At 54.4% G+C, this 24812-nt stretch carries 24 protein-coding genes; 9 read left to right on the forward strand and 15 right to left on the reverse strand.

The window, feature by feature from the left end; genetic code table 11:
- Window positions 1–70: 70 nt before the first annotated feature.
- Window positions 71–769 (reverse strand): L-ribulose-5-phosphate 4-epimerase, encoded by a 699-nt coding sequence (gene araD, locus FY046_RS13290; protein WP_159337175.1) that lies wholly within the window; start codon window positions 767–769, stop codon window positions 71–73.
- 408 nt (window positions 770–1177) lie between these two features.
- On the opposite strand from araD, the gene osmB reads away from it, so the two are divergent.
- Complete coding sequence (gene osmB / locus FY046_RS13295) at window positions 1178–1396, forward strand: osmotically-inducible lipoprotein OsmB (protein WP_133845087.1); 219 nt, start codon at window positions 1178–1180, stop codon at window positions 1394–1396.
- 47 nt (window positions 1397–1443) lie between these two features.
- On the opposite strand, the gene yciH is transcribed toward osmB, so the two are convergent.
- From yciH to FY046_RS13310, 3 genes are all read right to left on the reverse strand, one after another.
- Window positions 1444–1770: a stress response translation initiation inhibitor YciH gene (gene yciH, locus FY046_RS13300; protein ID WP_133845089.1), complete on the reverse strand. Its 327-nt coding sequence runs from the start codon at window positions 1768–1770 to the stop codon at window positions 1444–1446.
- 2 nt (window positions 1771–1772) lie between these two features.
- The gene (gene pyrF / locus FY046_RS13305; protein WP_159337176.1) at window positions 1773–2489 is read right to left on the reverse strand and encodes an orotidine-5'-phosphate decarboxylase; all 717 of its coding nucleotides are present in this window, start codon (window positions 2487–2489) and stop codon (window positions 1773–1775) included.
- 276 nt (window positions 2490–2765) lie between these two features.
- Window positions 2766–3038: a putative hemolysin gene (locus FY046_RS13310; RefSeq protein WP_133845093.1), complete on the reverse strand. Its 273-nt coding sequence runs from the start codon at window positions 3036–3038 to the stop codon at window positions 2766–2768.
- 280 nt (window positions 3039–3318) lie between these two features.
- Here FY046_RS13310 and FY046_RS13315 point away from each other — a divergent pair, with 280 nt between their 5' ends.
- Window positions 3319–3606, forward strand: a complete 288-nt coding sequence (locus tag FY046_RS13315) for a putative quinol monooxygenase (RefSeq protein WP_133845095.1) — start codon at window positions 3319–3321, stop codon at window positions 3604–3606.
- Between the two features lie 61 nt (window positions 3607–3667).
- Here FY046_RS13315 and dbpA read toward each other — a convergent pair whose 3' ends face one another.
- The 5 genes from dbpA to zntB form a co-directional block, all read right to left on the reverse strand.
- Window positions 3668–5047, reverse strand: a complete 1380-nt coding sequence (gene dbpA / locus FY046_RS13320; RefSeq protein WP_446186150.1) for an ATP-dependent RNA helicase DbpA — start codon at window positions 5045–5047, stop codon at window positions 3668–3670.
- Between the two features lie 520 nt (window positions 5048–5567).
- Window positions 5568–5693, reverse strand: a complete 126-nt coding sequence (locus FY046_RS13325; protein WP_259149943.1) for a hypothetical protein — start codon at window positions 5691–5693, stop codon at window positions 5568–5570.
- A gap of 112 nt (window positions 5694–5805) precedes the next feature.
- The gene (gene ttcA, locus FY046_RS13330; protein WP_133845099.1) at window positions 5806–6699 is read right to left on the reverse strand and encodes a tRNA 2-thiocytidine(32) synthetase TtcA; all 894 of its coding nucleotides are present in this window, start codon (window positions 6697–6699) and stop codon (window positions 5806–5808) included.
- A 116-nt stretch (window positions 6700–6815) separates the two neighbouring features.
- Entirely contained in the window at window positions 6816–6992 is a 177-nt protein-coding gene (locus FY046_RS13335; RefSeq protein WP_159337177.1) for a hypothetical protein, read from the reverse strand.
- 261 nt (window positions 6993–7253) lie between these two features.
- Window positions 7254–8237, reverse strand: coding sequence for a zinc transporter ZntB (zntB, locus tag FY046_RS13340; protein WP_133845101.1), 984 nt, complete (start codon window positions 8235–8237; stop codon window positions 7254–7256).
- 416 nt (window positions 8238–8653) lie between these two features.
- Between zntB and bglF the strand changes: the two genes are divergently transcribed.
- From bglF to FY046_RS13355, 3 genes are all read left to right on the forward strand, one after another.
- The gene (bglF, locus tag FY046_RS13345) at window positions 8654–10540 is read left to right on the forward strand and encodes a PTS beta-glucoside transporter subunit IIABC (RefSeq protein ID WP_446186151.1); all 1887 of its coding nucleotides are present in this window, start codon (window positions 8654–8656) and stop codon (window positions 10538–10540) included.
- 20 nt (window positions 10541–10560) lie between these two features.
- Complete coding sequence (locus FY046_RS13350; RefSeq protein WP_133845105.1) at window positions 10561–11955, forward strand: glycoside hydrolase family 1 protein; 1395 nt, start codon at window positions 10561–10563, stop codon at window positions 11953–11955.
- A gap of 98 nt (window positions 11956–12053) precedes the next feature.
- Entirely contained in the window at window positions 12054–13037 is a 984-nt protein-coding gene (locus FY046_RS13355) for a nucleoside hydrolase (RefSeq protein ID WP_197931308.1), read from the forward strand.
- Between the two features lie 44 nt (window positions 13038–13081).
- Here FY046_RS13355 and dcp read toward each other — a convergent pair whose 3' ends face one another.
- The 5 genes from dcp to guaD all read right to left on the reverse strand — a co-directional run bounded on the left by dcp (window position 13082) and on the right by guaD (window position 21180).
- Window positions 13082–15226 carry a peptidyl-dipeptidase Dcp gene (gene dcp, locus FY046_RS13360; RefSeq protein WP_167864629.1) on the reverse strand — a complete coding sequence of 715 codons (2145 nt, stop codon included), beginning with the start codon at window positions 15224–15226 and terminating at the stop codon, window positions 13082–13084.
- 64 nt (window positions 15227–15290) lie between these two features.
- On the reverse strand, window positions 15291–16064 hold the full coding sequence (gene xdhC / locus FY046_RS13365; protein WP_133845111.1) for a xanthine dehydrogenase accessory protein XdhC: 774 nt from the start codon (window positions 16062–16064) through the stop codon (window positions 15291–15293).
- Complete coding sequence (xdhB, locus tag FY046_RS13370) at window positions 16057–18420, reverse strand: xanthine dehydrogenase molybdopterin binding subunit (RefSeq protein WP_446186152.1); 2364 nt, start codon at window positions 18418–18420, stop codon at window positions 16057–16059. Before xdhB ends, xdhC begins: the two co-directional genes overlap by 8 nt.
- A complete protein-coding gene (gene xdhA / locus FY046_RS13375) occupies window positions 18410–19852 on the reverse strand; it encodes a xanthine dehydrogenase small subunit (RefSeq protein ID WP_259149935.1) in 1443 nt (480 codons plus the stop codon). The genes xdhB and xdhA overlap by 11 nt, the downstream gene beginning before the upstream one ends.
- Window positions 19849–21180, reverse strand: a complete 1332-nt coding sequence (guaD, locus tag FY046_RS13380) for a guanine deaminase (RefSeq protein ID WP_446186153.1) — start codon at window positions 21178–21180, stop codon at window positions 19849–19851. Before guaD ends, xdhA begins: the two co-directional genes overlap by 4 nt.
- 592 nt (window positions 21181–21772) lie before the next feature.
- Between guaD and FY046_RS13385 the strand changes: the two genes are divergently transcribed.
- The 4 genes from FY046_RS13385 (at window position 21773) to ydfG (ending at window position 24405) form a co-directional block, all read left to right on the forward strand.
- A complete protein-coding gene (locus tag FY046_RS13385) occupies window positions 21773–22255 on the forward strand; it encodes an Hcp family type VI secretion system effector (RefSeq protein WP_133845118.1) in 483 nt (160 codons plus the stop codon).
- Between the two features lie 114 nt (window positions 22256–22369).
- Complete coding sequence (locus FY046_RS13390; protein WP_446186154.1) at window positions 22370–23071, forward strand: hypothetical protein; 702 nt, start codon at window positions 22370–22372, stop codon at window positions 23069–23071.
- The gene (locus FY046_RS13395) at window positions 23068–23496 is read left to right on the forward strand and encodes a hypothetical protein (protein ID WP_133845122.1); all 429 of its coding nucleotides are present in this window, start codon (window positions 23068–23070) and stop codon (window positions 23494–23496) included. Before FY046_RS13390 ends, FY046_RS13395 begins: the two co-directional genes overlap by 4 nt.
- A gap of 162 nt (window positions 23497–23658) precedes the next feature.
- Complete coding sequence (gene ydfG, locus FY046_RS13400; protein WP_446186155.1) at window positions 23659–24405, forward strand: bifunctional NADP-dependent 3-hydroxy acid dehydrogenase/3-hydroxypropionate dehydrogenase YdfG; 747 nt, start codon at window positions 23659–23661, stop codon at window positions 24403–24405.
- Window positions 24406–24427: 22 nt separating this feature from the next.
- Here the strand turns inward: ydfG and FY046_RS13405 are convergent, their stop codons facing one another.
- Window positions 24428–24754 (reverse strand): YnfA family protein, encoded by a 327-nt coding sequence (locus FY046_RS13405; RefSeq protein ID WP_133845126.1) that lies wholly within the window; start codon window positions 24752–24754, stop codon window positions 24428–24430.
- Window positions 24755–24812: the final 58 nt, after the last annotated feature.

The following is a 24812-nucleotide window of genomic DNA, read 5'->3' on the forward strand; positions in this document are numbered from 1 at the left end:
TCGAACAATAGGTAAGGATAATCTTAATTTGGCGCCGTTATAACCCGACGCCAGCTGATGATGTTAGCGGCTATTTCTGCCCGTAATAGGCATTTTTGCCATGTTTTCGCAGATAGTGTTTATCCAGTAATACCTGCTGCACTGCCGGCAGCTGCGGCGTCAATTGCTGACTGAAAATACCCATGTAAGCCACCTCTTCCAGTACAACGGCACTGTGGACCGCATCCTCCGCGCTGCGGCCCCACGCAAACGGCCCGTGCGAGTTCACCAGCACGGCTGGGATCGCCAGTGGGTCAATATTGCGCTGTTGCAGCGTTTCAATGATTACCTGCCCGGTTTGCCACTCGTAGCGTTCAAGGATCTCCTCATCGCGCATCTGGCGCGTGCAGGGAATGGCACCATAGAAATCATCCGCGTGCGTTGTGCCCCAGGCGGGAATATCTTTTCCTGCCTGCGCCCAGATGGTGGCATGGCGCGAGTGAGTATGGACGATGCCGCCAATATCAGGCCAGGCAAGATAGAGTGCACGGTGAGTGTCCGTATCCGATGACGGACGTTTGTCCCCTTCTATCACTTCCCCGGACGCCAGCGCCACGACGACCATGTCGTCCCGCTTCATGTCGTCATAACTGACACCTGAAGGCTTTATCACCATCAGCCCCTGCTGGCGATCGATAGCACTGACGTTTCCCCAGGTGAACGTCACCAGTCCGTAGCGCGGTAACGCCAGATTTGCTTCCAGTACTTGCTGCTTCAGTTGTTCCAGCATGTTGTTGTCCCCGTTATGGCTGCTGATTTATTGTCAGCGCCACTTGATGATCGGGGTATGGAGGCATCTGCTGTATCAACGGCAGAATCCGACTGTTCCCGTGGTTTTGAGTGATCACACTCGCTTAAGACACAAGGTAAATTAAGAGTTTTTACCTGTTAAGATATCCGGTAATAATTCAAAATAGTTCACAGAAATTAACCTGGGTGATAGTAAGATGTCTAACCATCCAGATGTACCGTTGCCGACCCCGGATTCAGCCCTAAATCCTGAAGGCGATTTTTTATACTGCTTTTTGCCTGTTCAGTGACAGAAGTCACTTGAAAAAACGATGGAATCGGGTCGGGATTACAGAGCGTCCTCTATACTGTAGAGGTATCTCGTCGCTGTTCTTTAAGGAGAGTCATTATGTCTATCACTGCAAAACGCATCACCGCCGCCGTGCTGGCCGCAACCTTAGTTCTTTCTCTGAGCGCTTGCTCAAACTGGTCTAAACGCGATCGAAACACGGCCATCGGCGCAGGTGCTGGCGCAATTGGCGGTTCTATTCTGACAAATGGAAGTGGTTTAGGCACCGTGGGTGGCGCCGCAGTTGGCGGGATCATCGGACATCAGATCGACAAATAAAAAGCAGCTTGTTGGGGGCCTGACGTTGTTCAGGCCCCTGTTATTGCTCAGCCTCCGGCCAGTTTGACCTTAAAGCCTTTCGCTTCGAGCAGGGTTTTTAACAGGTCGCGTTTATCGCCCTGAATCTCAATCACCCCGTCTTTTAACGCCCCGCCGCAGCCACATTTTTTCTTCAGTTCGGCCGTCAGCTTGTTCAGTCCGGCATCATCCAGATCGATACCGCTAATCAGACAAACCCCTTTGCCTTTACGCCCGCTGGTCTGCCGCTGAATGCGAACAATGCCATCACCTTTCGGACGTTGCACAGTCGTTTTGGGTTCATCAATGCGCCCGGTTTCAGTGGAATAGACCAGGCGGCTGTTGTCATCGGCCATGATTATGCCTCTTGCAGGGAATGAAGGATGTCACGCAGCGTTGCCGCCGGATCGGCTGATTGGGTAATCGGACGCCCGATCACCATATAATCCACCCCGGCTTGCTTCGCTTCCTGTGGCGTCATGATGCGGCGCTGATCGCCAACATCGCTGCCTGCCGGGCGAATCCCCGGTGTCACCAGACGGAAGTCCTGGCCTATCGCCTGCTTGAAATGACGGGCTTCCTGCGCGGAACAGACCACTCCGTCCAGACCACACTGATGTGTCAGACGCGCCAGACGCTCGGCCTGCTCTGCCGGGGAGAGTTCAATCCCCAGGCCGCGTAAATCATCGGCATCCATGCTGGTCAGCACCGTGACCGCAATCAGCAGAGGCGCATCGTTACCAAATGGCAGCAACGCTTCACGCGCAGCGCTCATCATCCGCGCACCGCCGCTGGCATGGACATTCACCATCCATACGCCGAGGTCAGCCGCCGCCGCCACCGCATGGGCAGTTGTATTAGGGATATCATGGAATTTCAGGTCGAGGAAAACGTCAAATCCGCGCTGTTGCAGATCGCGCACCCACTGTGGGCCAAACAGGGTAAACATCTCTTTGCCGACTTTAAGGCGACAACTGCCCGGTTCAATCTGATCGATAAACGCCAGAGCGCGATTGCGGTCCGCATAATCTAACGCCACCACAATCGGTGAGCCGGTAACCTGAGGTGAAAGCATGGATTTACCCTCTTTGAGTGGAGCACCGCATGGCGCAAACGATAAACGGCATGCATTCTACCTGCGACGCGGGCAAATGCACAGTTAAGCTATGAGGAATTATTGTGATCGGCAGAGGGGGCGTTACGGCAAGATGGGGCCAGGAGGCGGTGCAAGGTCAGAAGTTACAGGGGTAAAAAAACAACATCGTCAGTTTCAGGCCGCTAAACCCTGACTCTCGGGTTCATCAACTGCATGCATGTAAACTGACGAGGGTAGTGGAAACACACGGCTGACTTAGCGTGCACAGCTTCCATTCATCAACGCACTTTCACCACAGCGACGGCCATTGGCCATCTGGCACATACCTACTGAGCTGCCGTCCAGCTGACGCGATAACGCCAGCGTGCCTCCCGCGTTGGAACAGGCGCTTTCAGCCATGTCGGCCATCACTACCCGGGCCGGGACATGGGCTGCCGTGGCCTGTTGCGGTGGCTCATTATCACTGTCGCTACTACAGGCTGACAGGAATAACGTGGCTGCCGCCAGCAAAAATGTCGCTGCTTTCATGAGGTCAGGCTCCGGGATGTAGGCTGGAATGCGTTTGCCAGCATAAGCTACGTTGCGCATCAGGTCGATAGCTGTCACGGATTCTTACAAAATCATTCCACTGGAAATATCAATAGCACAACGTCTTAATTTATTGTCGAGTCGGGCGAAATGCAATGAAGCCTGAAAAGATCATGTCAAATGGGTGTAATCATGCCAGGCTTACAGGCTGTTAAATTCTGGCGGCGGGATGGCATTCCGTTATCAACGCCGTCGTTTGACGTTTCTAAAGGAGAGACAGATGTCTGATACACCGATTTTGATCGTTGCTACTTTTGCTGCTGCGACAGGGAAAGGCAATGCGCTGTATGAAGTGCTGAACCGCTGTGTGGCGCCGAGCCGTCTTGAGGAAGGAAACGTACATTACGATCTGTATCGCAGCGTCGAGAACAGCGATCTGTTCCTGTTCCACGAAACCTGGAAAAGCGCGGCGGCTATCGAACTGCATGAAACACAGCCCCACTTTAAAGCGCTGCTGGCGGGCGTTGAAGGTCTGCTGGCAGAACCCCCGGTGATTACGAAGATCTAAAGGGTGTTTTAGCGGGCTGACCGAAACAGAAGGCCAGCCCCTACATCAGAGATAAAAATCGTTATTTCACTAAACGTGCCCGGCACGACTTCCCTTTGATCTTCACGTCTTTCAGTTGCCCCATCACCTGACGCGCCTGCGTCTGGCGGATAGCAACGTACGCCTGCGTTGGACCAATATCAATTTTCCCGACCTGATCGCCGCTCAGTCCACCGTCACCCGTCAATGCCCCGAGAATATCGCCCGGGCGGATCTTTGCTTTACGCCCGCCGTCCAGGCTCACGGTTACCATCTCTGCCGGTAATGGCTTCGCGGCAACAGATTTCAGCTCGGACACATTGCGCCAGGCCAGTTTCTGTTGCAGATAATCTTCCAGCGCATGCGCACGGATCATCTCATCCTGCGCCACGAAGCTGACAGCACAGCCCTCCTCTCCGGCTCGGGCCGTACGGCCGATGCGGTGAACATGGACTTCAGGATCAAACGACAGCTGATAGTTAACCACCATCGCCAGCGATTTGATATCCAGACCACGGGCGGCAACATCGGTCGCCACCAGCACACGGCAGCTGCCGTTCGCGAAACGAATCAGCACCTGGTCACGGTCACGCTGCTCAAGATCACCATGCAATGCCAGCGCACTGATGTTACCGGCTGTCAGCGCATAGGCAATGTCATCGCATTCACGTTTGGTGTTGCAGAACACCACGCAGGATGACGGCTGGCGCTCGCTGAGCAGGCCAATCAGCGCCGTCAGTTTCTCACGTGGACCAGCTTCGTAGAATGTCTGTTCAATCTTCGGCAGATCGGACACATCGCCCGTTTCCACCGTCAGCGGGTCACGCTGAATACTTTGGCTGATCTGAGCGATGCCCTGCGGCCAGGTGGCCGAGAACAGCAGCGTCTGACGCGTTGGTGGACAGTGGCGAATAATACTGTCGATGTCTTCGCGGAAACCCATCTCCAGCATACGGTCTGCTTCATCCAGCACCAGCGTATTGATCCCGTCCAGCTTCAGGGTTTCGCGTTTCAGATGATCAAGAATACGGCCCGGCGTGCCCACCACGATTTGCGGCGCATGCACCAGTGAATCACGCTGTGCGCTCAGCGGTTGCCCGCCACACAGGGTGAGAATTTTAATGTTGGCGGTGAAACGCGCCAGACGGCGCAGTTCTTTGGCAACCTGGTCTGCCAGCTCGCGCGTTGGGCACAGCACCAGCGCCTGGGTAACGTACTGGCTGGCATCCACGCGATGCATCACACCCAGACCAAAAGCAGCTGTTTTGCCACTGCCCGTTTTTGCCTGAGCGCGAACATCCCGCCCTTCAAGAATAGCAGGCAGCGATTCCGCCTGAACCGGCGTCATGTCAAGGTAGCCGAGTTCATTCAGGTTTTCGATCTGGCTGGCAGGGAGTTGTGTCAGGGTAGAAAAAGCAGTCACGGAAGAGTTCTCTGGTAAAACGGACAGGATTATTGGCGCAGAGTGTAGCAGAAAACCACCCGGGGCGGGGAGAAAAGCGCTGGCGATAGTGCCACGCAGCGCTGTGTGTTGTGTCATCTGACTAAGATAAAACCAACGCGATTAACAGCCAGAAAATCAGGCAGGCCGCCACCATCGCAATCCAGGTATTTCTCCGGGTCCATTTCATAGATAGTCCTTCTCCTTACTTTCGATCTTAACGCCACCACGCATGTAAAAGGTGGGATTAATCCGAAATTCTCGGTGGTCATTATAGTCAAGCCAGGCCCCGGGTGTCGCCTGTTTATTATGAGGATACCCGCGCCAGGAACCGGCCCTGAGCAAAACAGGGGGGAAAATGAGCAATAAAAATTTGATGTAAGTACTGAAGGAATTAACGGCGGGAAAAGCGAAAACTTAAGGGGCTTTAGGAAATCCAGAATATTCTTAGTGATGTGAGGCTATCTGCCGCCCCTGATAACGGGGCGACAGTCGAACCAGGCTATTGATCTTGATAAGGATCTTTTTTGTCATCATCACTGTCGTCGCGTGTACGTGGGATCTCACCATGCTCGTTAGGATTATCTTTGGCCGGATGTTGATCGGGTTTTGGTTTTTCTTTCGACATTACGCCCTCCTCTCGCTTGTTTACACTAAGCGTAGTTGATGACGCCCCATCTTTCACTCTTCCTAAGTCATGTCAGGGGCATCGGCGCAGGCAGGTGTTGCCTGTGTCAGAATCAGAGATTGGCAACGTCAATATAGAGCGATTTATCAATGTTGGTTGACGAAACGGTGGCCTCGGTAAAGGCATATTCCGCTCTGTCACCGCTACGATCCAGAGGTAACGCCTCAAAATCGAACAGGTTCTTGTCCGCTAACTGGCTTGGACTGATATTCTGGATGGACTTGAAAACGCTGTCGACACGGCCCGGCGTCTTTTTATCCCACTCCATCAGCATCGCCTTGATGGCCTGACGCTGGAGATTTTCCTGCGAACCGCACAGATTACAGGGGATGATCGGGAATGCTTTATATTCTGCCCAGGCGATCAGATCTTTTTCCCGGCAGTACGTCAACGGCCTGATAACCACGTTACGCCCGTCATCAGAACGCAGCTTAGGGGGCATCGCCTTCATTTTTGCACCATGGAACATATTAAGGAACAACGTCTCAACGATGTCATCCATATGGTGGCCCAGCGCGATTTTCGTTGCGCCAATCTTCTCGGCAAAGGAATAAAGCGTGCCGCGACGCAGGCGCGAACATAAGCCACAGGTCGTTTTTCCTTCCGGGACTTTCTCTTTAACCACTGAATAAGTGTCTTTATCCACAATGTAATAAGGGATATTTAAGCTATCGAGATAGGCGGGCAGAATGTGTTCAGGAAACCCTGGCTGCTTCTGGTCCAGATTGACGGCAATAATCTCAAATTTGATCGGTGCCACCTTTTGCAGGCCGAGAAGAATATCCAGCATGGCGAATGAATCTTTGCCCCCGCTCATGCAGACCATTACCACATCGTTGTCTTCAATCATGTTGTAATCGGTAATGGCAGTGCCAACATTTCTTCTGAGGCGTTTCTGGAGTTTATTAATCTCCAGGGTTTCTTTTCTTACATCCACTTGATTCATAAATACTTCTCTGGGCCCTGGGAGCTTTATAGCGATGTATATCAGCTGACTCTTTAAAGGGATATTATACGGAAGTTTCCCAGGGCCCTGCCATCAATTTTTCCTGACCAGAGATTTTATTGAAGATGCACATGCGGTGGCGGATCAATAATCGGGTCGGGGTCAATCGGCGGTGGATCGGGTAACGGCTGTGGTGTGGGAATGGGACCAGGAACGGGCGCCGGGTCGCTGAGTGGTTCAGATGAGCGAATCGCCATAATACGGTCAACAGGCATACCTTCCTCCTCAAACATTGCATGAACCTTAAGCGTAGGACATCTGACCGCGCTGGCAAACGCGCAAAAAAAAAGCCGGCGGATAGCCGGCGTCGTACGAATCAAATGTGCTATGCATTAATTCAAAAAAGGAAGTAAGACAATATGGAGCGCAACGCCCATCGCTTGACGTTGCATTCACCTGCGGGAAAGAGTTTGCCCTGAACCACGGGGGGATTTATTGATGTCGATCAGCTTTCGGGCCGTTTGTTGCGTCTCTTCCGCAATAATTATCATTTATCACAACCATTTACGTTTCCGTAACCACCAGGCAACCCCGATAACCAGAAGCGTCAACAGCAGGCAGAAGGTCGCAAAACCATAATGCCATTCCCCCCCCGGTATCCCACCCAGATTGACGCCAAACAACCCCGTCAGGAAGGTCGTCGGCAGGAAAACCATTGCCAGCAGCGACATGGTATAAGTGCGGCGGTTCATCGCTTCTGCCATCACCGTGCTGATCTCATCCGCCAGCACGCCAGTACGTGCCACGCTGGCATCAAGGTCGTCCAGCCCCCGCCCTAAGCGGTCAGAAATATCCTGCATACGACGACGATCGTCATCACTCATCCAGGGAAGACGTTCACTGGCAATACGTGAAAAGACATCGCGCTGCGGTGCCATGTAGCGCCGCATGATAATCAGTTGCTTACGAATCAATGCCAGCTCACCGCGTGGCGGCACCTGTTGATCAACCACCGCATCTTCCAGGTCGATGATCTTATCGTGCAACTCTTCAATAAACTCGCTGGTGTGATCGGTAAGCGCATCGCAGACATCCACCAGCCAGCTGCCACCGTCCACCGGGCCATTGCCATTTTTCAGGTCGGTCAGTACTTCATCGATGGCAAACACTTTGCGCTGCCGGGTTGAAACAATCAGCTTCTCGTTGATAAAAACGCGGATCACTACCAGTTGTTCCGGGCGTGATTCGCTGTTGAGATTGATGCTACGCAGGGTGATCATGGTGCCATCACCCAGCCGGTTAACGCGTGGACGCATACTGTCGCCGCCCAGCGCATCACGAACCGCGTCAGGCAGCAGCGGGGTCGACACCAGCCAGTCTGCGCTCTCACGGTGGGTATAATTCAGGTGCAGCCAGCACGGCTTGTCACACGTCAGCACATCGCTGTCGTCGATCGGGATTAACCCGCCCTTTCCATCTAACTGACAGGAAATAATCGCGTCAGACACCTGCAATGATTTACCAGCAATAACATCCACGTTTGCGTCGCCCTCAACAGAATCAATGCGATACAGTCTAGCCTGTGCTGAAGCGGTTGCCTAATCTGACCCACTTCCTGAACGTTAAAAATCGTGACAATCTGCAAACAAAGCGCGGGATAAAAGTCGATCCCGGTCACGAAAACCACTTATTCTACCCCCTGCCTATTGCTAACCCGCAGCGAGTAAGGAAATATCGCTGCAACAAAAACAGGATTGCTACTGATTTTCAGGCAAAACCTAAACTGCTTTTCACGCCCGTTCGGCGATGTTGAAGCAGTTTAGGTTTTTTTTTGGCCTGAATTCAGCAACGGCCCGAAAACATAGACCCAACATAATTCAAGGTGCAGGAAGGCAGCCAACACACCTGCACCGTGAAATATGAAGGTTACAGATGTCGAAACCAGGAGCATAAGATGAAGTACCAGGTTTTATCAGAAGAGATCCTGCAAGGTGTAGGCGGCAAAGAGAACATCAATTCGGTGATGCATTGCGCTACGCGTCTGCGTTTCAAACTTAAAGACAGCCGTAAAGCCGACACCGCAACGCTGAAGGCCAACGCTGGCGTGATTATGGTGGTGGAAAGCGGGGGGCAGTATCAGGTGGTGATTGGTAACCACGTCAGCGAGGTCTATCAGGACCTGCTCACCACAGCGGGATTGGCAGACGACAGCAGCAATAACGCGGACGAGGATAAAGGTTCGTTGTTTGCCCGCTTTATTGACATTGTTTCCGGTATTTTCACCCCGTTTGTCGGCATCATGGCCGCCTCCGGTATTCTTAAAGGATTGCTCTCTCTGGCGCTGGCCTGCGGCCTGACCACGGAAACCACCGGCACCTACATTACGCTCTCTGCGGCCGGTGATGCCGTCTTCTACTTCCTGCCGATTTTGCTGGGCTTCAGCGCGGGCAAAAAATTTGGCGGTAACGCCTTTACGACAATGATTATCGGTGCGGCGCTGGTCCACCCGATGATGATGGCGGCCTTTACGGCTTCACAGGCGGGTAGCCCGCCGCTGCACTTCTTCGGCATTCCGATGATCCTGATTAACTACAGCTCATCCGTGATCCCGATTATCTTCGCGGCCTGGTTCTCATGCCTGATTGAGCGCGTGGTGCATAACCGCCTGCCGGGCGCGGTTCGTAACTTCACCACCCCGCTGATCTGTCTGGCCATTGTAGTTCCGGTCACCTTTATGCTAATTGGCCCGGTCGCCACCTGGGTCAGTGAACTGCTGGCAGCGGGCTACCTTCATGCCTATAGCTTCAGCCCGACCTTTGCAGGTGCCTTTATGGGCGCATTCTGGCAGGTCTGCGTGATCTTCGGTCTGCACTGGGGCCTTGTCCCTATCATGCTGAACAACCTCGCGGTACATGGCGCGGACACCCTGCTCCCGCTGCTGATGCCTGCCGTTCTCGGCCAGGCCGGGGCAACGCTGGGCGTGCTGCTGCGTACCCGTGACGTAAAACTCAAAGGGATTGCTGCGTCGGCCTTCAGTGCCAGCCTGTTTGGTATCACTGAGCCTGCGGTCTACGGCGTCACGCTGCCGAACCGACGTCCGTTTATCTTCGGTTGTATTGGCGGTGCACTGGGTGCTGCGGTGCTCGGTTTCTATCACACCACCAGTTACTCCTTCGGTTTACCGTCAGTGTTTACCTTCAGCCAGGTGGTACCAAAAACTGGCTTTGATGCCAGCGTGGTTGCCGCGATTGCCGGGGCGTTGATTGCCTTTATTTTTGCCGCCATAACCACTTCGCTGTTCGGTCTGCCTGCGGTGAAAGCAGCAGCAAAAGAAGAAGCGGCACCCGCTGCCCCGATGGCGGTCGTCAATCCTGACCTGCTGCATAAAGAGACGCTGGTCAGCCCAATGAGCGGTGCGGTCGTTGCGCTGGACCAGGTGCCTGATGAGACCTTTGCCAGCGGTCTGCTGGGCAAAGGCATCGGTATTCAGCCCAGTGTTGGCCGGGTAGTCTCGCCGGTTAACGGCACCGTTGCCTCGCTGTTCCGCACCCGCCACGCTATTGGCCTGGAAGCAGAAGACGGTTCAGAAGTGCTGATCCACGTGGGCATTGATACCGTAAAACTTGATGGACTGCATTTTACTGCTCATGTCAGCCAGGACGACAAAGTACGTGTCGGTGACCTGCTGCTGGAATTCGATATCCCGGCGATTCGTGCGGCGGGATATGACCTCACCACTCCGGTGCTAATCAGTAACAGCGATGACTATATCGACGTGCTGGCTGCCAGCCAGCAACGCGAGGTGGCCGCAGGTGAGCCACTGCTGACGCTGATTAAATAATCTTTCATAAGGAGATCAACATGACACAACGTTTCCCACAACATTTCCTCTGGGGCGGTGCCGTTGCCGCAAACCAGGTCGAAGGCGCATGGCAGACCGAGGGTAAAGGCATTTCCACCTCGGATTTACAGCCACACGGCATTTTTGGTGAGCGCGTGGAACGTCAGGAAGGTGATTTTGGTATCAAGGATGTGGCCATTGATTTCTATCACCGCTACCCGGAAGACATTAAGCTGTTTGCCGAAATGGGCTTTACGGTTCTGCGTACCTCAATTGCCTGGACGCGCATCTTCCCGGAAGGGGATGAAACACAGCCGAACGAAGCAGGCCTGGCGTTCTACGATCGTCTGTTCGACGAGATGGCGAAATACAATATCGCCCCGCTGGTCACCCTTTCCCATTATGAAATGCCTTACGGTTTAATTAAAAAGTATGGCGGCTGGGGCAACCGTAAAACCATCGACTGCTTCGTGAACTATGCCGAAACGGTGTTCGCTCGCTATAAAGATAAGGTCAAGCACTGGCTGACTTTCAACGAAATTAATATGTCGTTGCATGCGCCTTTCACTGGCGTAGGCCTGCCGGAAGAGAGTGATAAGCAGGCCGTGTATCAGGCCATCCACCATCAACTGGTCGGCAGTGCTCGTGCGGTGAAAGCCTGCCACCAGATCATCCCGGATGCCAAAATCGGCAATATGCTGCTGGGTGCCATGCTGTACCCCCTCAGCCCGCTGCCTGCTGACCTGCTTGAAACCCAGAAGCAGAACCGCGACTGGCTGTTCTTTGGTGATGTGCAGACGCGTGGATACTACCCGGCCTACATGACGCGCTACTTTAAAGAGAATGGCATCACACTTGAGATCACCGAACAGGACAAGCAGGATCTGCGCGAACCTATCGATTTTATCTCGTTCAGCTATTACATGACCGGGTGCGTGACCACCAACGAAGAGCAAAACAACAAAGCCCGCGCCAATATTCTCAATATGGTGCCTAACCCGCATCTGGCAAGCTCTGAGTGGGGCTGGCAGATCGACCCTGAAGGGCTGCGTTATCTGATGAACGAGCTGTACGATCGTTATCAGAAGCCGCTGTTTATTGTGGAAAACGGTCTGGGTGCACGCGATACCGTGGAAGCCGACGGATCCATTAATGATGACTATCGTATCGCCTACCTGAACGACCACCTTGTGCAGGTGCGTGAAGCGATTGACGATGGCGTTGAAGTGCTCGGTTACACCTGCTGGGGCCCGATTGACCTGGTGAGTGCGTCAAAAGCGGAGTTCTCTAAGCGTTACGGCTTCATCTACGTTGATCGTGACGATCAGGGCAACGGCACCCTCGCCCGCAGCCGTAAGAAGAGTTTCTTCTGGTATCAGAACGTGATTAAAACGCACGGCGAATCACTGAAGTAACGCCTCCCTGGCAGTCTGACTGCTCTTTACTCCACGCCCTGCGACGATGCGCACTATCGCGCAGGGCGTTGTTTTATGTGACATCCTCTGGAGAGATCATGTTCAAACCGTTATTGATGGTGCTGGCATTGTCGTTTTCTGCCCCGCTGCTGGCCACCACGCCCGGGCATCCACTGCCTTTCAAACCCGATGTGGCGAAACAGGTGCGGGTGATTATCAGCAGCGACGCCAAAAATGAAGCGGATGATGACTTTGCCGTGGCACACGCCCTGCTGACACCGACCTTTGATGTGCGCGGGCTGATTGCTGCCCACTACCAGCGCACGGCAAAAATGATGAAGAAATTTGACCCGACCGAACCGAAAAGCTATCAGGAGTTGCAGCATCTGACCTCGCTGATGCAAGCCTCCACCCCGGTCTGGCACGGTGCACAGCATGAAATCAATCAACAGACCCAGCCGCTAAGTGAAGGTGCTGAGGGCATTATTCGGGAAGCGTTGAGCAACGACACACGCCCGCTGTTTGTGCTGGTGCTCGGCCCGGCCACCGATGTGGCGCTGGCCTTGCAGGCGCGGCCTGAGATTGCCAGTCGCTTAACCCTGGTATGGATTGGCGGCAATCCGTATCCAAAAGGCGGCTGGGAATACAACCTGTATAACGACCCGCAGGCCGGACGCATTCTGTTCGCATCAAAAGCCCCGCTGTGGCAGGTACCGCACAACGTTTATATGTCGATGCGTGTGTCACTGGCCGAGCTGGCCGTGAAAGTCAAACCGCAGGGGAAAACCGGGGAGTATCTCTGGCAGCAGATGCTGGAATTTAACGACTGGGCATCGGCTAATCTGAAAGGCATTCCCTGGCCAAAAAGTGAGGTCTGGGTGCTGGGCGACAACCCGGCGATTGCCCTGCTGCTGGACGATCACGAGTATCACTATACGATGGTGAAAGCACCGAAGCTGAATGATGATCTGACATACAGTATCGATGAAAGCCATCGCGAAATTCGTGTCTATAACGCAATTGATGCGCGCTTTGTGCTGGAAGATTTTTACGCCAAATTACAGCTGGCCTACGGTCAGTAAGCGTCAGGGGCAGGCCTTTACCGGCCTGCCCGTTTTAGATAACGTTATTTCAACCCACGGTGATGCAGCATCGGTTCAATGGCCGGTTCCTGTCCCCGCCAGTCATGATAGAGCTGCTTGAGGTCTTCACTGTTACCGCGCGACAGCACATTATCGCGAAAACGCTGACCATTTTCCCGCGTCAGCCCGCCGTGCTCTTCAAACCAGGCAAATCCATCATCGGCCAGCATTTCGGTCCACAGATAGGCGTAATAGCCGGCGGCATAACCATTGCCCCAGATATGCTGGAAATAACTGGAACGGTAGCGCGGCGGTACGGCAGCCAGATGGATATGTTCTTTCTCCAGCGCCGCCTGTTCAAAGCGATCGGCCTGTTGCAAGGGCTGCCCGTTACTCAGGCTGTGCCAGTGCAGGTCCAGCAGCGCGGCAGCCAGCAGTTCACTCATGTCATAACCTTTATTAAAGGTGCTGGCGCGCAGCATCTTTTCACGCAATGCCGCAGGCATCGGCTCCCCGCTCTGGTAATGACGGGCAAAGTGGTTAAAAACCTGAGTGTTGCTGGCCCAGTGCTCGTTAAACTGCGACGGGAACTCGACAAAATCTCGTGGCGTTTCGGTACCGGATAGGCTCGGGTAGCGCTGTTCAGCAAACATGCCGTGCAGCGCATGGCCGAACTCGTGGAACATGGTGATCACATCATCCCATGACAACAGCGCAGGCTGCCCGACTACGGGCTTGCTGTAGTTAGCCACGTTGTAAATCACCGGTTTTGTCCCTAACAGCGTCGACTGCTCAACAAAATTGCCCATCCATGCGCCACCGCCCTTGTTGTCGCGTTTGAACCAGTCGGCGTAGAACAGCGCCAGCGAACTGCCGTCTTTATCCAGCACTTCATAGACTTTCACATCCGGGTGATAAACCGGGATATCCGGGCGCGGTTTAAAGGTGATGCCGTACAGCTGGGTGGCCGCATAAAATACGCCATTTTCCAGCACGTTGTTCAGTTCAAAATACGGTTTAATCTGCGTTTCATCGAGGTCGTATTTCGCACGACGGACCTGCTCGGCATAGAACTGCCAGTCCCAGGGGGCCAGAGTAAAGCCGCCTTTCTGCTGGTCAATGACTGCCTGAATATCGTCCGCTTCACGCTGCGCCCGCGCAGTGGCGGCCGGCACAATTTGACGCATAAAGTCAAAAGCCGCCTGCGGGGTTTTCGCCATCTGATCCTGTAATTTCCAGGCAGCGTAGCTGTCAAAACCCAGCAGTTTTGCCTGCTGTGCGCGCACCTGCGCCAGACGCACGATCACCTCGCGGGTATCATTGGCATCGCCTTTTTCGGCGCGCGTCCAGCTGGCGGTGAAAAGCGTCTCACGGGTAGCGCGATCCGTCAGGGTTTGCAGATCGGGCTGCTGTGTGGTGTTGTGCAGAGCCAGCAGCCACTGATGGTTTAATCCGCGCGCCCCTGCTGCTTCCGCCGCCGCCGCCTTTTCTGCATCACTCAGCCCTGCCAGTGCCTGCGCATCGTCAAATACCACGCCTCCCGCTTTGGTGGCGGCCAGCAGACGGTTGGTAAAGCGCGTACTGAGTGTGGCTGACTCCTGATTCAGAGCTTTCAGCGCCGTTTTGTCGCTCTCCGTCAGGCGTGCGCCCGCCAGCACATACGCCTGCCAGATGACCTCGACCAGGCGCAGTGACTCCGGGTCCAGCGCCAGTTGCTGCCGCTGCTGGTAAACCGCATCCAGCCGGGCAAACAGCTTACCGTTCAGCTTGATATCATCATCCAGTGCGGCCAGCGTCGGTGACATCTCCTCATCCAGCGCCTGAAGTTCATCGCTGGTGTTTCCCGAGGTCATGGCGCTGAACACATTGTTGACGCGTCGCAGGCGTTGCCCACTCTGTTCCAGTGCCTGGAAGGTATTTTCAAACGTCGGCGTGGCGGGATTATCTGCAATGCGTGCAATCTCATCGCGCTTTTCCGCTACCGCCGCTATCAGCGCCGGACGGTAGTCATCGATAGTGATACGGTCAAAAGGCGGTGCCTGGAAAGGCAGTGAACTGGCCTGACTGAAGGGGTTGTTGTGCTGCGACGACATGTGACGACTCTCCTTTTGCGGCTCTGCCGCCAGTGCGCTCTGTGCGCTGGCGGTCAGTGCCAGACTAATGGCCCAGACTAACGGTGCGATCCTCATTTCCTTGCTCCCATTCCCTTTGGCTGAACCTCCAGCATAATCGCCCGCGCGCCGTGGCGCAAAATCATTCCCGTCGTTGATAGCAGGCAATAATCTCCGCCGCCACGGCCACCGCGATTTCCGCAGGGAGTTTACCTTTCACATCCGGCAAGCCAATCGGGCAGCGCAGACGATTGAGCTGGTCACGGCTGAAGCCTTTGCCCTCCAGCCGATAGTCAAAGCGCTGGCGTTTGGTGTCTGAGCCGATCATGCCGAAATAAGCGACATCATCACGGCGGAGGATCGCTTCACAGAGTTCAAGATCGCGTGGATGATGATGGGTCATCACCACGTAGTAGCTGCCCGCAGGCATACGTTTTACCTGCTCTGTCGGGTCTTCAAGGCAGCAAACGGTGACGCCGGGTGGCACCTGGGTAAACTGTTCCGCCCGTTCATCCACCCAGTGAACGTGACAGGGTAACGTTGCCAGTAACGTCACCAGTGCCTGACCAACATGCCCGGCACCGAAGACCGCTATCTGCGGCTGCGCCTGGATCAGCGGTTCGAACAGCACGCTGCTGATGCCGCCACAGCACTGCCCAAGACGCGCCCCGAGGTTAAACTGCTCGTAGCGCGCCTGCGTCTGCCCGGCAAGCAGCATCTCGCGTGCAATGGCAACCGACTGAAACTCAAGATGGCCGCCGCCGATGGTCAGCCAGGTTTTATCGGCGGTCACCACCATTTTACTACCGCGATCGCGTGGGACAGACCCTTTATCATCCAGTACCGTCAGCAGCACACAGGGCTCTGCACGATCGCGCAGGTTTGCCAGAACAGTAATCCAGTCATCGCTACGCATCTTCACCTCCTGAACGCTGTTTCTCCGCGCCCCAGAACACGCGCTCTGGCGTGGCGGGTGCATCCAGCAGCGGATGCTGGCGGTAGCCGCCCACGCTGGATACCGCATCCTGCAAGGCGCACCAGACGGCGATCCCCAGCATAAACGGCGGTTCTCCCACCGCTTTAGAATGGAACACGGTGTCCTGCGGATTTTTGCGATTTTCGACCAGCGTCACCCGCAGATCGTGCGGCACGTCGCCAATCGCAGGAATTTTGTAGCTGGCCGGGCCATCGGTCAGCAGACGACCTTTGTCGTTCCACACCAGCTCTTCGCTGGTCAGCCAGCCCATACCCTGTACGAAACCGCCCTCTACCTGACCGATATCAATGGCCGGGTTCAGCGAAGCCCCCACGTCATGCAGAATATCGGCACGCAGCAGGCGGTATTCCCCGGTCAGGCTGTCGATCAGCACTTCGGCACAGGCAGCGCCATAGGCAAAGTAATAAAAAGGCTGCCCCCGCCCGGCCAGGCGGTTGTAGTGGATGCCCGGCACACGGTAGTAGCCGGTGGCAGAAAGCGGAACCTGATTCAGCCATGCCAGTTGGGCAACATCGGCAAAGGTAAAGTATTTATCGCCGACGTGAACAATGCCGTTGCTGAACGTTACCTGTTCTGCGCGACAGTCATGCAGCTTACACAGCATGCTGACCAGTCTTTCACGCAGGATTTCAGCCGCATTCTGCGCCGCCTTACCGTTAAGGTCTGTGCCGCTGGAGGCCGCCGTGGGCGAGGTGTTAGGCACTTTCCCGGTATCGGTAGCGGTGATCTGAATGCAGTTAATATCGATTTGCAGCACCTCAGCGACAATCTGCGCCACTTTGGTGTTCAGCCCCTGGCCCATTTCGGTGCCACCATGATTCAACTGCACCGTACCATCGGTGTAAATCAGGATCAGTGCTCCCGCCTGGTTGAGAAAGCTGGAAGTAAAGGAGATGCCAAACTTCACGGGTGTCAGGGCCAGGCCGCGTTTCATCACCGGGCTGGCAGCATTAAAGGCGGTGATCTGCGCACGGCGTGCGGCATAGTCCGCGCTCTGTTCCAGCTGTGCGGTGATCTCATCCAGCAGATTATCCTCGACCGTCTGATAATAGTGGGTGACGTTGCGCGTCTGTTTGCCGTAGTAGTTACGTTTGCGCACCTCCAGCGGGTCAAGGCCCAGCTCACGGGCGATATGATCCATGATCTGCTCAATCGCCACCATGCCCTGCGGGCCGCCAAAACCGCGATAGGCGGTATTGGACGCGGTGTTCGTGCGGCAGCGGTAGCCGGTGATCAGCACATCACCGAGATAGTAGGCGTTGTCGGCGTGGAACATGGCGCGATCGACGATCGAACCGGACAGATCCAGCGAGTAGCCGCAGTTCCCCGCCAGATCGATCTTCACCCCGCTGAAACGCCCGTCAGCCTCCACACCCGCGTCATAGCGCACGAAAAACGGATGCCGTTTTCCGGTCGTCAGCATATCGTCACGCCGCGACAGACGCATTTTAGCAGGCCTTCCGGTCAGACGTGCCGCCAGTGCACAGAGGCAGGCGACGCCTGCCGCCTGCGTTTCTTTACCGCCGAAACCGCCTCCCATGCGGCGCATATCGATGGTCACTTTATTCATCGTCAGCCCCATCACCGATGCCACCAGCTTCTGCACTTCGGTGGGGTTCTGGGTAGAGGAGTAAACCTGCAACGCGCGATCTTCGCCCGGCACCACCAGCGCCACTTGGGTTTCCAGATAGAAATGCTCCTGACCGCCAATATGAAACTCGCCCTTCAGGCGATGGGGTGCCTTCTCCAGCGCTGCATCAGCATCCCCGCGCTGGTGAACATGCGGCTGCTGGACAAAACTGCCCTGCTCCAGCGCCTGCTTCACGTCCAGCAACGGGGTCAGCGGCTGATATTCAATCACCGCCAGCGCGGCCGCCTGACGCGCCGCCTGCTCACTTTCTGCGGCCACCACCAACACCATCTGCCCGACGTATTCCACGATCGCTTTCGCCATCAGCGGATCGCCCGGCTCCAGCGGACCAATATCCAGCTCACCGGGAACGTTTTCCCAGGTCAGCACCTGCACCACGCCGGGTACGCGGTAGCACGGTTCAACGTCGATGCTGAGAATACGCGCATGGGCATGTTCGCTAAGGCGCGGAGAGAGATGCAACATGCCCGGCAGTTCCAGACGGTCGTCAATGTAGAGGGCTTCTCCGGCGACATGCATCGCTGCGCTGTCATGTCGCGTGCTTTTACCCACGCCCCCCGCATTGTGCTGTTGAAACTGGCGGGCCAGCGCGTCCGGGCTTAACGCCGGGGGTTTATAAGACATAGTCTGATACCTCCGTCACGGTCAGTTCGCCACTCAGCGTGGCGTGGTAACGCCGCAGCAGGTTTTTCGCCAGTTGCAGGCGATACGCAGCGCTGGCGCGGAAATCGCTCAGCGGCTGAAAATCCTGTTCCAGTGCACGACAGGCGCTTTCTACCGCGGTCGTCGTCAGCATTTGTCCCAGTAATTGTTGCTCACAGTGATGGGCACGGCGTGGTGTTTCGGCCATCCCGCCAAACGCGATGCGCACGCTGCTGATGCGGCCCGCGTCATCCGTCGCCAGCGTGAAGGCGGCAAACACAGCGGAAATATCATCCTCCCGCCGTTTAGACACTTTCCAGGCGCGGAAATGCTGCGCGATCATGGCCCGTGGTATCACCACAGCGCGGATAAATTCGCCCTCACGCAGCGCCGTTTTACGGTAACTGAGGAAGAAGTCGTCTAACGGCAGACGGCGCTGGCTGTCGCCCTGTTGTAAAATCAGCGATGCATCCAGCGCCAGCAGCATAGGCGGCATATCGCCAATCGGCGAGGCGTTGCCAATATTCCCCCCCAGCGTGCCGAGGTTGCGGATCTGCTGCGAGGCAAAACGCGCCAGAATCTGCGTCAGCGCGGGGATACCCTCCTCCAGCCATTGCCAGCAGTCGCTCAGGGACGTCCCGGCGCCCAGCACCATCTCATCGTCACTGAGCGTGCAGTGCTTCAGCTCATCGATCTGATCAAGGGCGACCAACAGCGGTAACGCTTCGCCGCGCTGGGTCACCTGCAGCGCCAGGTCAGTTCCCCCGGCCAGCAGTTTCGCCTGCGGATGGGCAAGCAGCGCATCGGACAGCTGCTTCACTGTTTTCGGCAGCAGGCAGCGGTTGCCCCGGTGGTTAATTTCCTGCATCTCCGGGGTTTGCAACGTCAGCAACTGCGCCACAGTCGCCGCTTCCTGCCGATCAAAGCTGTCCTGCTGTGCCAGCGCGCAGGCCTGGCGGGCGGCATCGACAATCGGACGGTAGCCGGTGCAGCGGCAAAGATTGCCGGCCAGCGCCTGTTCGATCTGCTGGTAATGACCGCCGCCATTTTTTTGCAGGGTGAAAATCGACATCACAAAGCCCGGCGTGCAGAAACCACACTGTGAAGCATGGCAGTCCACCATCGCCTGCTGTACGCCATGCAAGCCCTCCGGCTGGCGCAGATCTTCCACGCTGATCAGCTGTTTTCCCTGTAAATGGCTGACAAACGTCAGACAGCTGTTCACCGTCTGATAGCGCATTTTCCCTTGATCCACATGGCCCAGCGTGACGGTGCAGGCACCGCAATCCCCGGAGGCACACCCCTCTTTGGTGCCGCAACGCCGGTGGTTCTGGCGCAGGTAGTTCAGGATCGTGGTATTGGGGTCAAGGTCCTGCTCACTGACCAGGCGCTGGTTAAGTAAAAACTGGATCATGCGGCCTGCTCCTTCTCTTCACGCTGCCAGACGCAGCGACCATTGACCCAGGTGGCGGCGATATTGCGATCGTCACCCAGCGTCATCAGTACAAACAGTTTCTCCCAGATATCACGGCTGTTGGCGTGGCGCATCTGTTGCAGCGGGGAGACTGCCGGATCGAGGATCACAAAATCGGCCTCTTTACCCGGCATAAAGTTGCCAATGCGGTCATCGAGATCCAGCGCTTTCGCCCCGCCCAGCGTGGCATGGTAGAAGGCTTCACAGGCTGAAAGTGTATAGCGCTGGAGCTGCCCCACTTTGTAAGCTTCTCCCATTGTTTGCAGCATGTTAAAGGTCGTGCCCGCGCCGACATCCGTACCAATGCCCATCTTCACCCCTTTGTGCCAGCAGGTTTTCAGGTCAAACAGGCCGCTGCCCAGGAACAGATTGGAGGTCGGGCAGAATGCGACGGCAGAATCGGTGTGGTGGAGGCAGTCCCATTCGTGTCGGTCCAGATGCAGGCAGTGCGCAAACAGACTGCGCTTCCCGGTCAACTGATACTGGTGATACACATCCAGGTAGCCGTTATGCTGCGGGAAAAGTGTTTTCACCCAGGCGATCTCCTGCGGGTTTTCGCTGAGGTGCGTGTGTACCCAGGTATCCGGGAACTCATGACGCAGCTGCTGCACTTTCGCCAGCAGTTCGGGCGATGAGGTCGGGGCAAAGCGCGGTGTCAGGGCATAGCTCAGGCGCCCTTTATTATGCCAGCGCTCAATCAGTTCACGGGTCTGTTGGTAGCTCTGCTCCGGCGTCTCCATCAGCGCATCCGGACCATTACGGTCCATCATCACTTTGCCCGCAATCAGCCGCATTTCGAGGGCCGATGCCGCGGTAAACAGCGCATCCACCGACTGCGGATGGACGGTGCCAAACACCAGAGCAGTGGTGGTACCGTTACTCAGCAGCTGTTGCAGGAAAAATGCCGACATGCGTGCCGCATGCTGCGGACAGTGATACTGGCTTTCAACCGGGAACGTGTACTGATTTAGCCACTCCAGCAGCTGTTCACCAAATGCGCCGATCATTTCGGTTTGCGGGTAGTGGATATGCGTATCGATAAAACCCGGAACAATTAACCGACCACGGCAGTCCAGCAGATCCACCTCCGGCGTCAGCCGGTGCTGCCCCTCTTCCCAGTCTGACAACCCGACGATAACGCCCTGATTGAGCAACAGCAGCCCGTCGGCAATATAGCGAGCGGCCTCCGGCAACAGCTGCGGATCGTCCACCGTTTGGGTGATATCAAAAAAACTGGCGCGGATAGCCTGGGTTGCATTCTGAGACATAACAATTCCTTTCATTAAGCGGCCTGCTCATGGTGCGTCATGGCGGGCTGGCAGATGAAAGCAATAATGCAAGAGTTATGCCATGAAAGAACTCCTGTTAATTAACATTAAAAAACAATTAGTTATATATTTTAATTGCGCGTTATCTTCTCTTTTTCGGAAAATGCCCACGCAATCGGTTGCCTGAAAAGCAACCGATTGCTTACCCAGCTTTTATCCGGTTTTACCTCATCATCCTGATGGCGTTGCACCGCGCTAACGCAGAATCTCCCGCCGTTGCGCGCTGACGGTGCAATATGCCTTGTGACAATTTTTATAGAAACACAGAGATATACCGGCCTGGACAAATAACAACAAAAGATAAACAAAAACATCTATATAATTTCATGGGCAGAAGAATTATTATATCAACCTGATATTAAAAACTAATTTTAAAAAAATAATAATAAAAAACACTTTCATTTATAAATTACTGGCTTTATTTAAGAAATATCCTTTGTGCTTTTAATATGTAATTCAATGTTTATGTCCACTTCCCATAATTCCCTTTTTAAGGTAATGTCCACATAATATATAACTAAGGGAGAACGATATGAGTACGGACATTTTCTTAAAAATTGATGGTGTCACAGGGGAGTCAAGAGATGCCCGCCATCAGGGATGGATACAGATAGAATCATTCAGCTGGGGTGCTACGCAACCATCTGGCATGGAAACAGGAAGCGGCGGAGGCTCCGGGAAAGTCATATATCGTGATTTAACGGTGAATGCGTTTATCGATAAAGCAACATCTGGTCTTGTGCGCTATGTATCGAATGGGAAACATATTAATTCGGTACAGCTTTCTTCATGTAAGGCTGGTGGCGAACAACTAGAATTTTTTAGGATAACACTAAAGCAGGTCATGGTAACGGATGTAATATTTAATGGTGCATCGGAACAGGATTTATTTGGCGTCACCTATTGCTTCAGAGCAGCAGAGGTCAGTAATCATTATTTTGAGCAAACACAGGAAGGTTCCCGTGGCGCTGAATTCTCGTCAGGATGGAATATCAAAGAAAACAGAGAGATATAACCCTGATTGTCAGATTTAACCAATGCCATCCCTGCTAAGCGTAAGCCTGGAGCCCAGACTTGCTATGCCGTAATAATTAAATTGTATTTTTTAACAGAAAGGGAATTTTGAGGAATGAGTACACGGAATGAAATCATTGATGGCTCACAAGCGGCAAGTGCCAGAGGTGGCCTGATCTACACGGAAGTGCTGGGCTGGATTGATCTTGGTCATGCGAGAGGAGATGACATCAGAATATTGATGAGCAAATTCGACGCTGGTGAAGCAATGAGTGCAAGTCGCTACGATGCCACCTATGCCCAGTCTATGGTATCTCCGTACCGGATAATTCGGGTAGGAAAGTTTATCCAATGGCGTATACGAAAGGGACGTCCTTATCAAGAACGCAAAAGCATCGCACTCGCTATGATGATGACAATGGCGCGAAAGTTTGAAGCATTTCAGGGTTCATTTCCTAACAATATGGTGACTGACAGTGGATTTAGTGGAGAAGACCTGGTGTCAGACTTGCTGGGCTTTTACCGTGTTGTTTCCGTTCAGAATCCTTTCGCAATGCTGCGTCCAGTCAGCAAAGCAGAGGCACTGAAAAGATGGGATTATTACGGAAAAATCGGTTCCTGGAAAAATGAAACCTTCCGACCATTATTATTCCCGAACCCAGAGCGATTCCCAAACGCTAAACCACGCTTAGGCCAGTTGCCTAATTTCATGCAGGCCATAAAACCCTACAATGACTGGAAATCAGGAAACGTTGCTATTGCAACCATGGATGGCTCTTTCATACAAGATGGCAAGAGGAAGGATTTAATTGTATGAAAAGTTCACTTAAAGCAACACTGTTCATTATCGTTGTGATAGCAGGCGTGTTTTTTTACTGCTGGCCAACGATAAAAATAGAGCTGGCGGGTAGCGCACACTACACTGAACAAGATAAGCGGGAATATGAATTTTACACCCCGGACATCCTGAAAAAAATACCAAGAATATCTGACCGCTATGAGTTTGATTTTTATAACGTGGCGGGTCCCGGATCACTTGTCTATTCGGTTACGTTTTACAATACAATTGATGCCAGTAGGGTTAACGCTTATCTGGCATCTCTTGGCTACACTAAGCAAAATTTCTGTTCAGTGGAGGGATATTGCTGGAAAGGCAGTGATCCTGCTGAAACTGTCACTGTTAGTTCAGTTTCAAAAATTAATGTGGTGATGGTGCAAGTCGATAACTCACCACAGTTCTGATCATGCATAGAAGCAGCCAGGGGGTGCGTGAAATTTGTGCAGTTTTTATTGCCAGGGGGTGTTATCCATTCTTTCTCATTCATCATAACAATTCGCTTCTTATCACCTCGGCCATCAGATGGTAAGGTGATAAAAATCCAAAATGTGTTGAGGAACAGTGAGATGATCGTATTTGTTACCGGTGCCACCGCCGGTTTTGGTCAGAGCATTACCCGTCGCTTTATCGCCCAGGGCCATAAAGTCATTGCGACCGGTCGCCGTCAGGAGCGTCTCGAGGCCTTACAACAGGAGTTTGGTGAGAGTATTTATACGCTGGTACTGGATGTGCGGGACCGCGCGGGCATTGATGCCGCCGTGGCCAGCCTGCCTGCTGAGTGGCGCAACATTGATGTGCTGGTCAATAACGCCGGTCTGGCGCTGGGTATTGAGCCTGCGCAGCGCGCCAGCCTGGAAGACTGGGAAGATATGATCGACACCAACAATAAAGGCCTGGTGTACATGACGCGCGCCCTGCTGCCCGCGATGGTCGAACGAAATGTTGGCCACATTATTAACATCGGTTCAATTGCCGGAAGCTGGCCTTATCCCGGTGGGAATGTTTACGGTGCCACCAAAGCCTTTGTACGCCAGTTCAGCTTCAACCTGCGTACCGACCTGCACGGTACGGCGCTACGTGTGACCGATATCGAACCGGGTCTGGTCGGCGGCACCGAGTTTTCTAACGTGCGTTTTAAAGGTGATGACTCCCGTGCGGGCAGCGTGTATGACGGTACGGAACCGCTGACGCCGGAAGATGTGACCGAAGCCGTATGGTGGGTTGCCACCCTGCCGAAGCATGTCAATATCAGCGCACTGGAGATGATGCCTGTGGGTCAGAGCCAGGCGGGCCTGCGCGTCCACAAGGCGTAATCAACCTTGTTCGGGCCTGTCTTCAGGCCCGTCCCCATCCTGCCACGATAATCAACATTCCGCAGAACGCCACGGCGGCCCCCACCCAGTCATAGGTGCTCAGTTTTACCCCATCGACAATACGCAACCACAACAGCGCCGTGACCACATAAACCCCGCCGTAAGCCGCGTAAACGCGCCCACTGGCTGCCGGATGCAGCGTGAGCAACCAGACAAACACCATCAGGCTGACGCCCGCGGGCAGTAACAGCCAGGCAGACGCATTTTTCTTCAGCCACAACCAGGGGAGAAAACAACCGATAATTTCGGCTAATGCCGTGGCAAAAAACAGCAGTGTCGTGGTCAGCACGTTTTCTTTTCTCTCTCGATGGTAAACGGCAGTATCGGGCAGACTGGTGAGGGCCTGA

It is taken from the genome of Erwinia sp. 1181_3 (assembly GCF_052824965.1).

Bases quoted from the DNA above. Each gene is read 5' to 3' on its own strand.
- ydfG (WP_446186155.1), top strand. From the start codon at position 23,659: ATGATCGTATTTGTTACCGGTGCCACCGCCGGTTTTGGTCAGAGCATT.
- ttcA (WP_133845099.1), bottom strand. From the start codon at position 6,699: ATGAATCAAGTGGATGTAAGAAAAGAAACCCTGGAGATTAATAAACTC.
- araD (WP_159337175.1), bottom strand. From the start codon at position 769: ATGCTGGAACAACTGAAGCAGCAAGTACTGGAAGCAAATCTGGCGTTA.
- FY046_RS13355 (WP_197931308.1), top strand. From the start codon at position 12,054: ATGTTCAAACCGTTATTGATGGTGCTGGCATTGTCGTTTTCTGCCCCG.
- xdhA (WP_259149935.1), bottom strand. From the start codon at position 19,852: ATGATCCAGTTTTTACTTAACCAGCGCCTGGTCAGTGAGCAGGACCTT.
- FY046_RS13385 (WP_133845118.1), top strand. From the start codon at position 21,773: ATGAGTACGGACATTTTCTTAAAAATTGATGGTGTCACAGGGGAGTCA.
- FY046_RS13310 (WP_133845093.1), bottom strand. From the start codon at position 3,038: ATGAAAGCAGCGACATTTTTGCTGGCGGCAGCCACGTTATTCCTGTCA.
- FY046_RS13350 (WP_133845105.1), top strand. From the start codon at position 10,561: ATGACACAACGTTTCCCACAACATTTCCTCTGGGGCGGTGCCGTTGCC.
- guaD (WP_446186153.1), bottom strand. From the start codon at position 21,180: ATGTCTCAGAATGCAACCCAGGCTATCCGCGCCAGTTTTTTTGATATC.
- bglF (WP_446186151.1), top strand. From the start codon at position 8,654: ATGAAGTACCAGGTTTTATCAGAAGAGATCCTGCAAGGTGTAGGCGGC.
- FY046_RS13335 (WP_159337177.1), bottom strand. From the start codon at position 6,992: ATGTTTGAGGAGGAAGGTATGCCTGTTGACCGTATTATGGCGATTCGC.
- FY046_RS13395 (WP_133845122.1), top strand. From the start codon at position 23,068: ATGAAAAGTTCACTTAAAGCAACACTGTTCATTATCGTTGTGATAGCA.
- xdhC (WP_133845111.1), bottom strand. From the start codon at position 16,064: ATGCGTAGCGATGACTGGATTACTGTTCTGGCAAACCTGCGCGATCGT.
- dcp (WP_167864629.1), bottom strand. From the start codon at position 15,226: ATGAGGATCGCACCGTTAGTCTGGGCCATTAGTCTGGCACTGACCGCC.
- FY046_RS13325 (WP_259149943.1), bottom strand. From the start codon at position 5,693: ATGTCGAAAGAAAAACCAAAACCCGATCAACATCCGGCCAAAGATAAT.
- FY046_RS13390 (WP_446186154.1), top strand. From the start codon at position 22,370: ATGAGTACACGGAATGAAATCATTGATGGCTCACAAGCGGCAAGTGCC.
- pyrF (WP_159337176.1), bottom strand. From the start codon at position 2,489: ATGCTTTCACCTCAGGTTACCGGCTCACCGATTGTGGTGGCGTTAGAT.
- xdhB (WP_446186152.1), bottom strand. From the start codon at position 18,420: ATGTCTTATAAACCCCCGGCGTTAAGCCCGGACGCGCTGGCCCGCCAG.
- FY046_RS13315 (WP_133845095.1), top strand. From the start codon at position 3,319: ATGTCTGATACACCGATTTTGATCGTTGCTACTTTTGCTGCTGCGACA.
- osmB (WP_133845087.1), top strand. From the start codon at position 1,178: ATGTCTATCACTGCAAAACGCATCACCGCCGCCGTGCTGGCCGCAACC.
- yciH (WP_133845089.1), bottom strand. From the start codon at position 1,770: ATGGCCGATGACAACAGCCGCCTGGTCTATTCCACTGAAACCGGGCGC.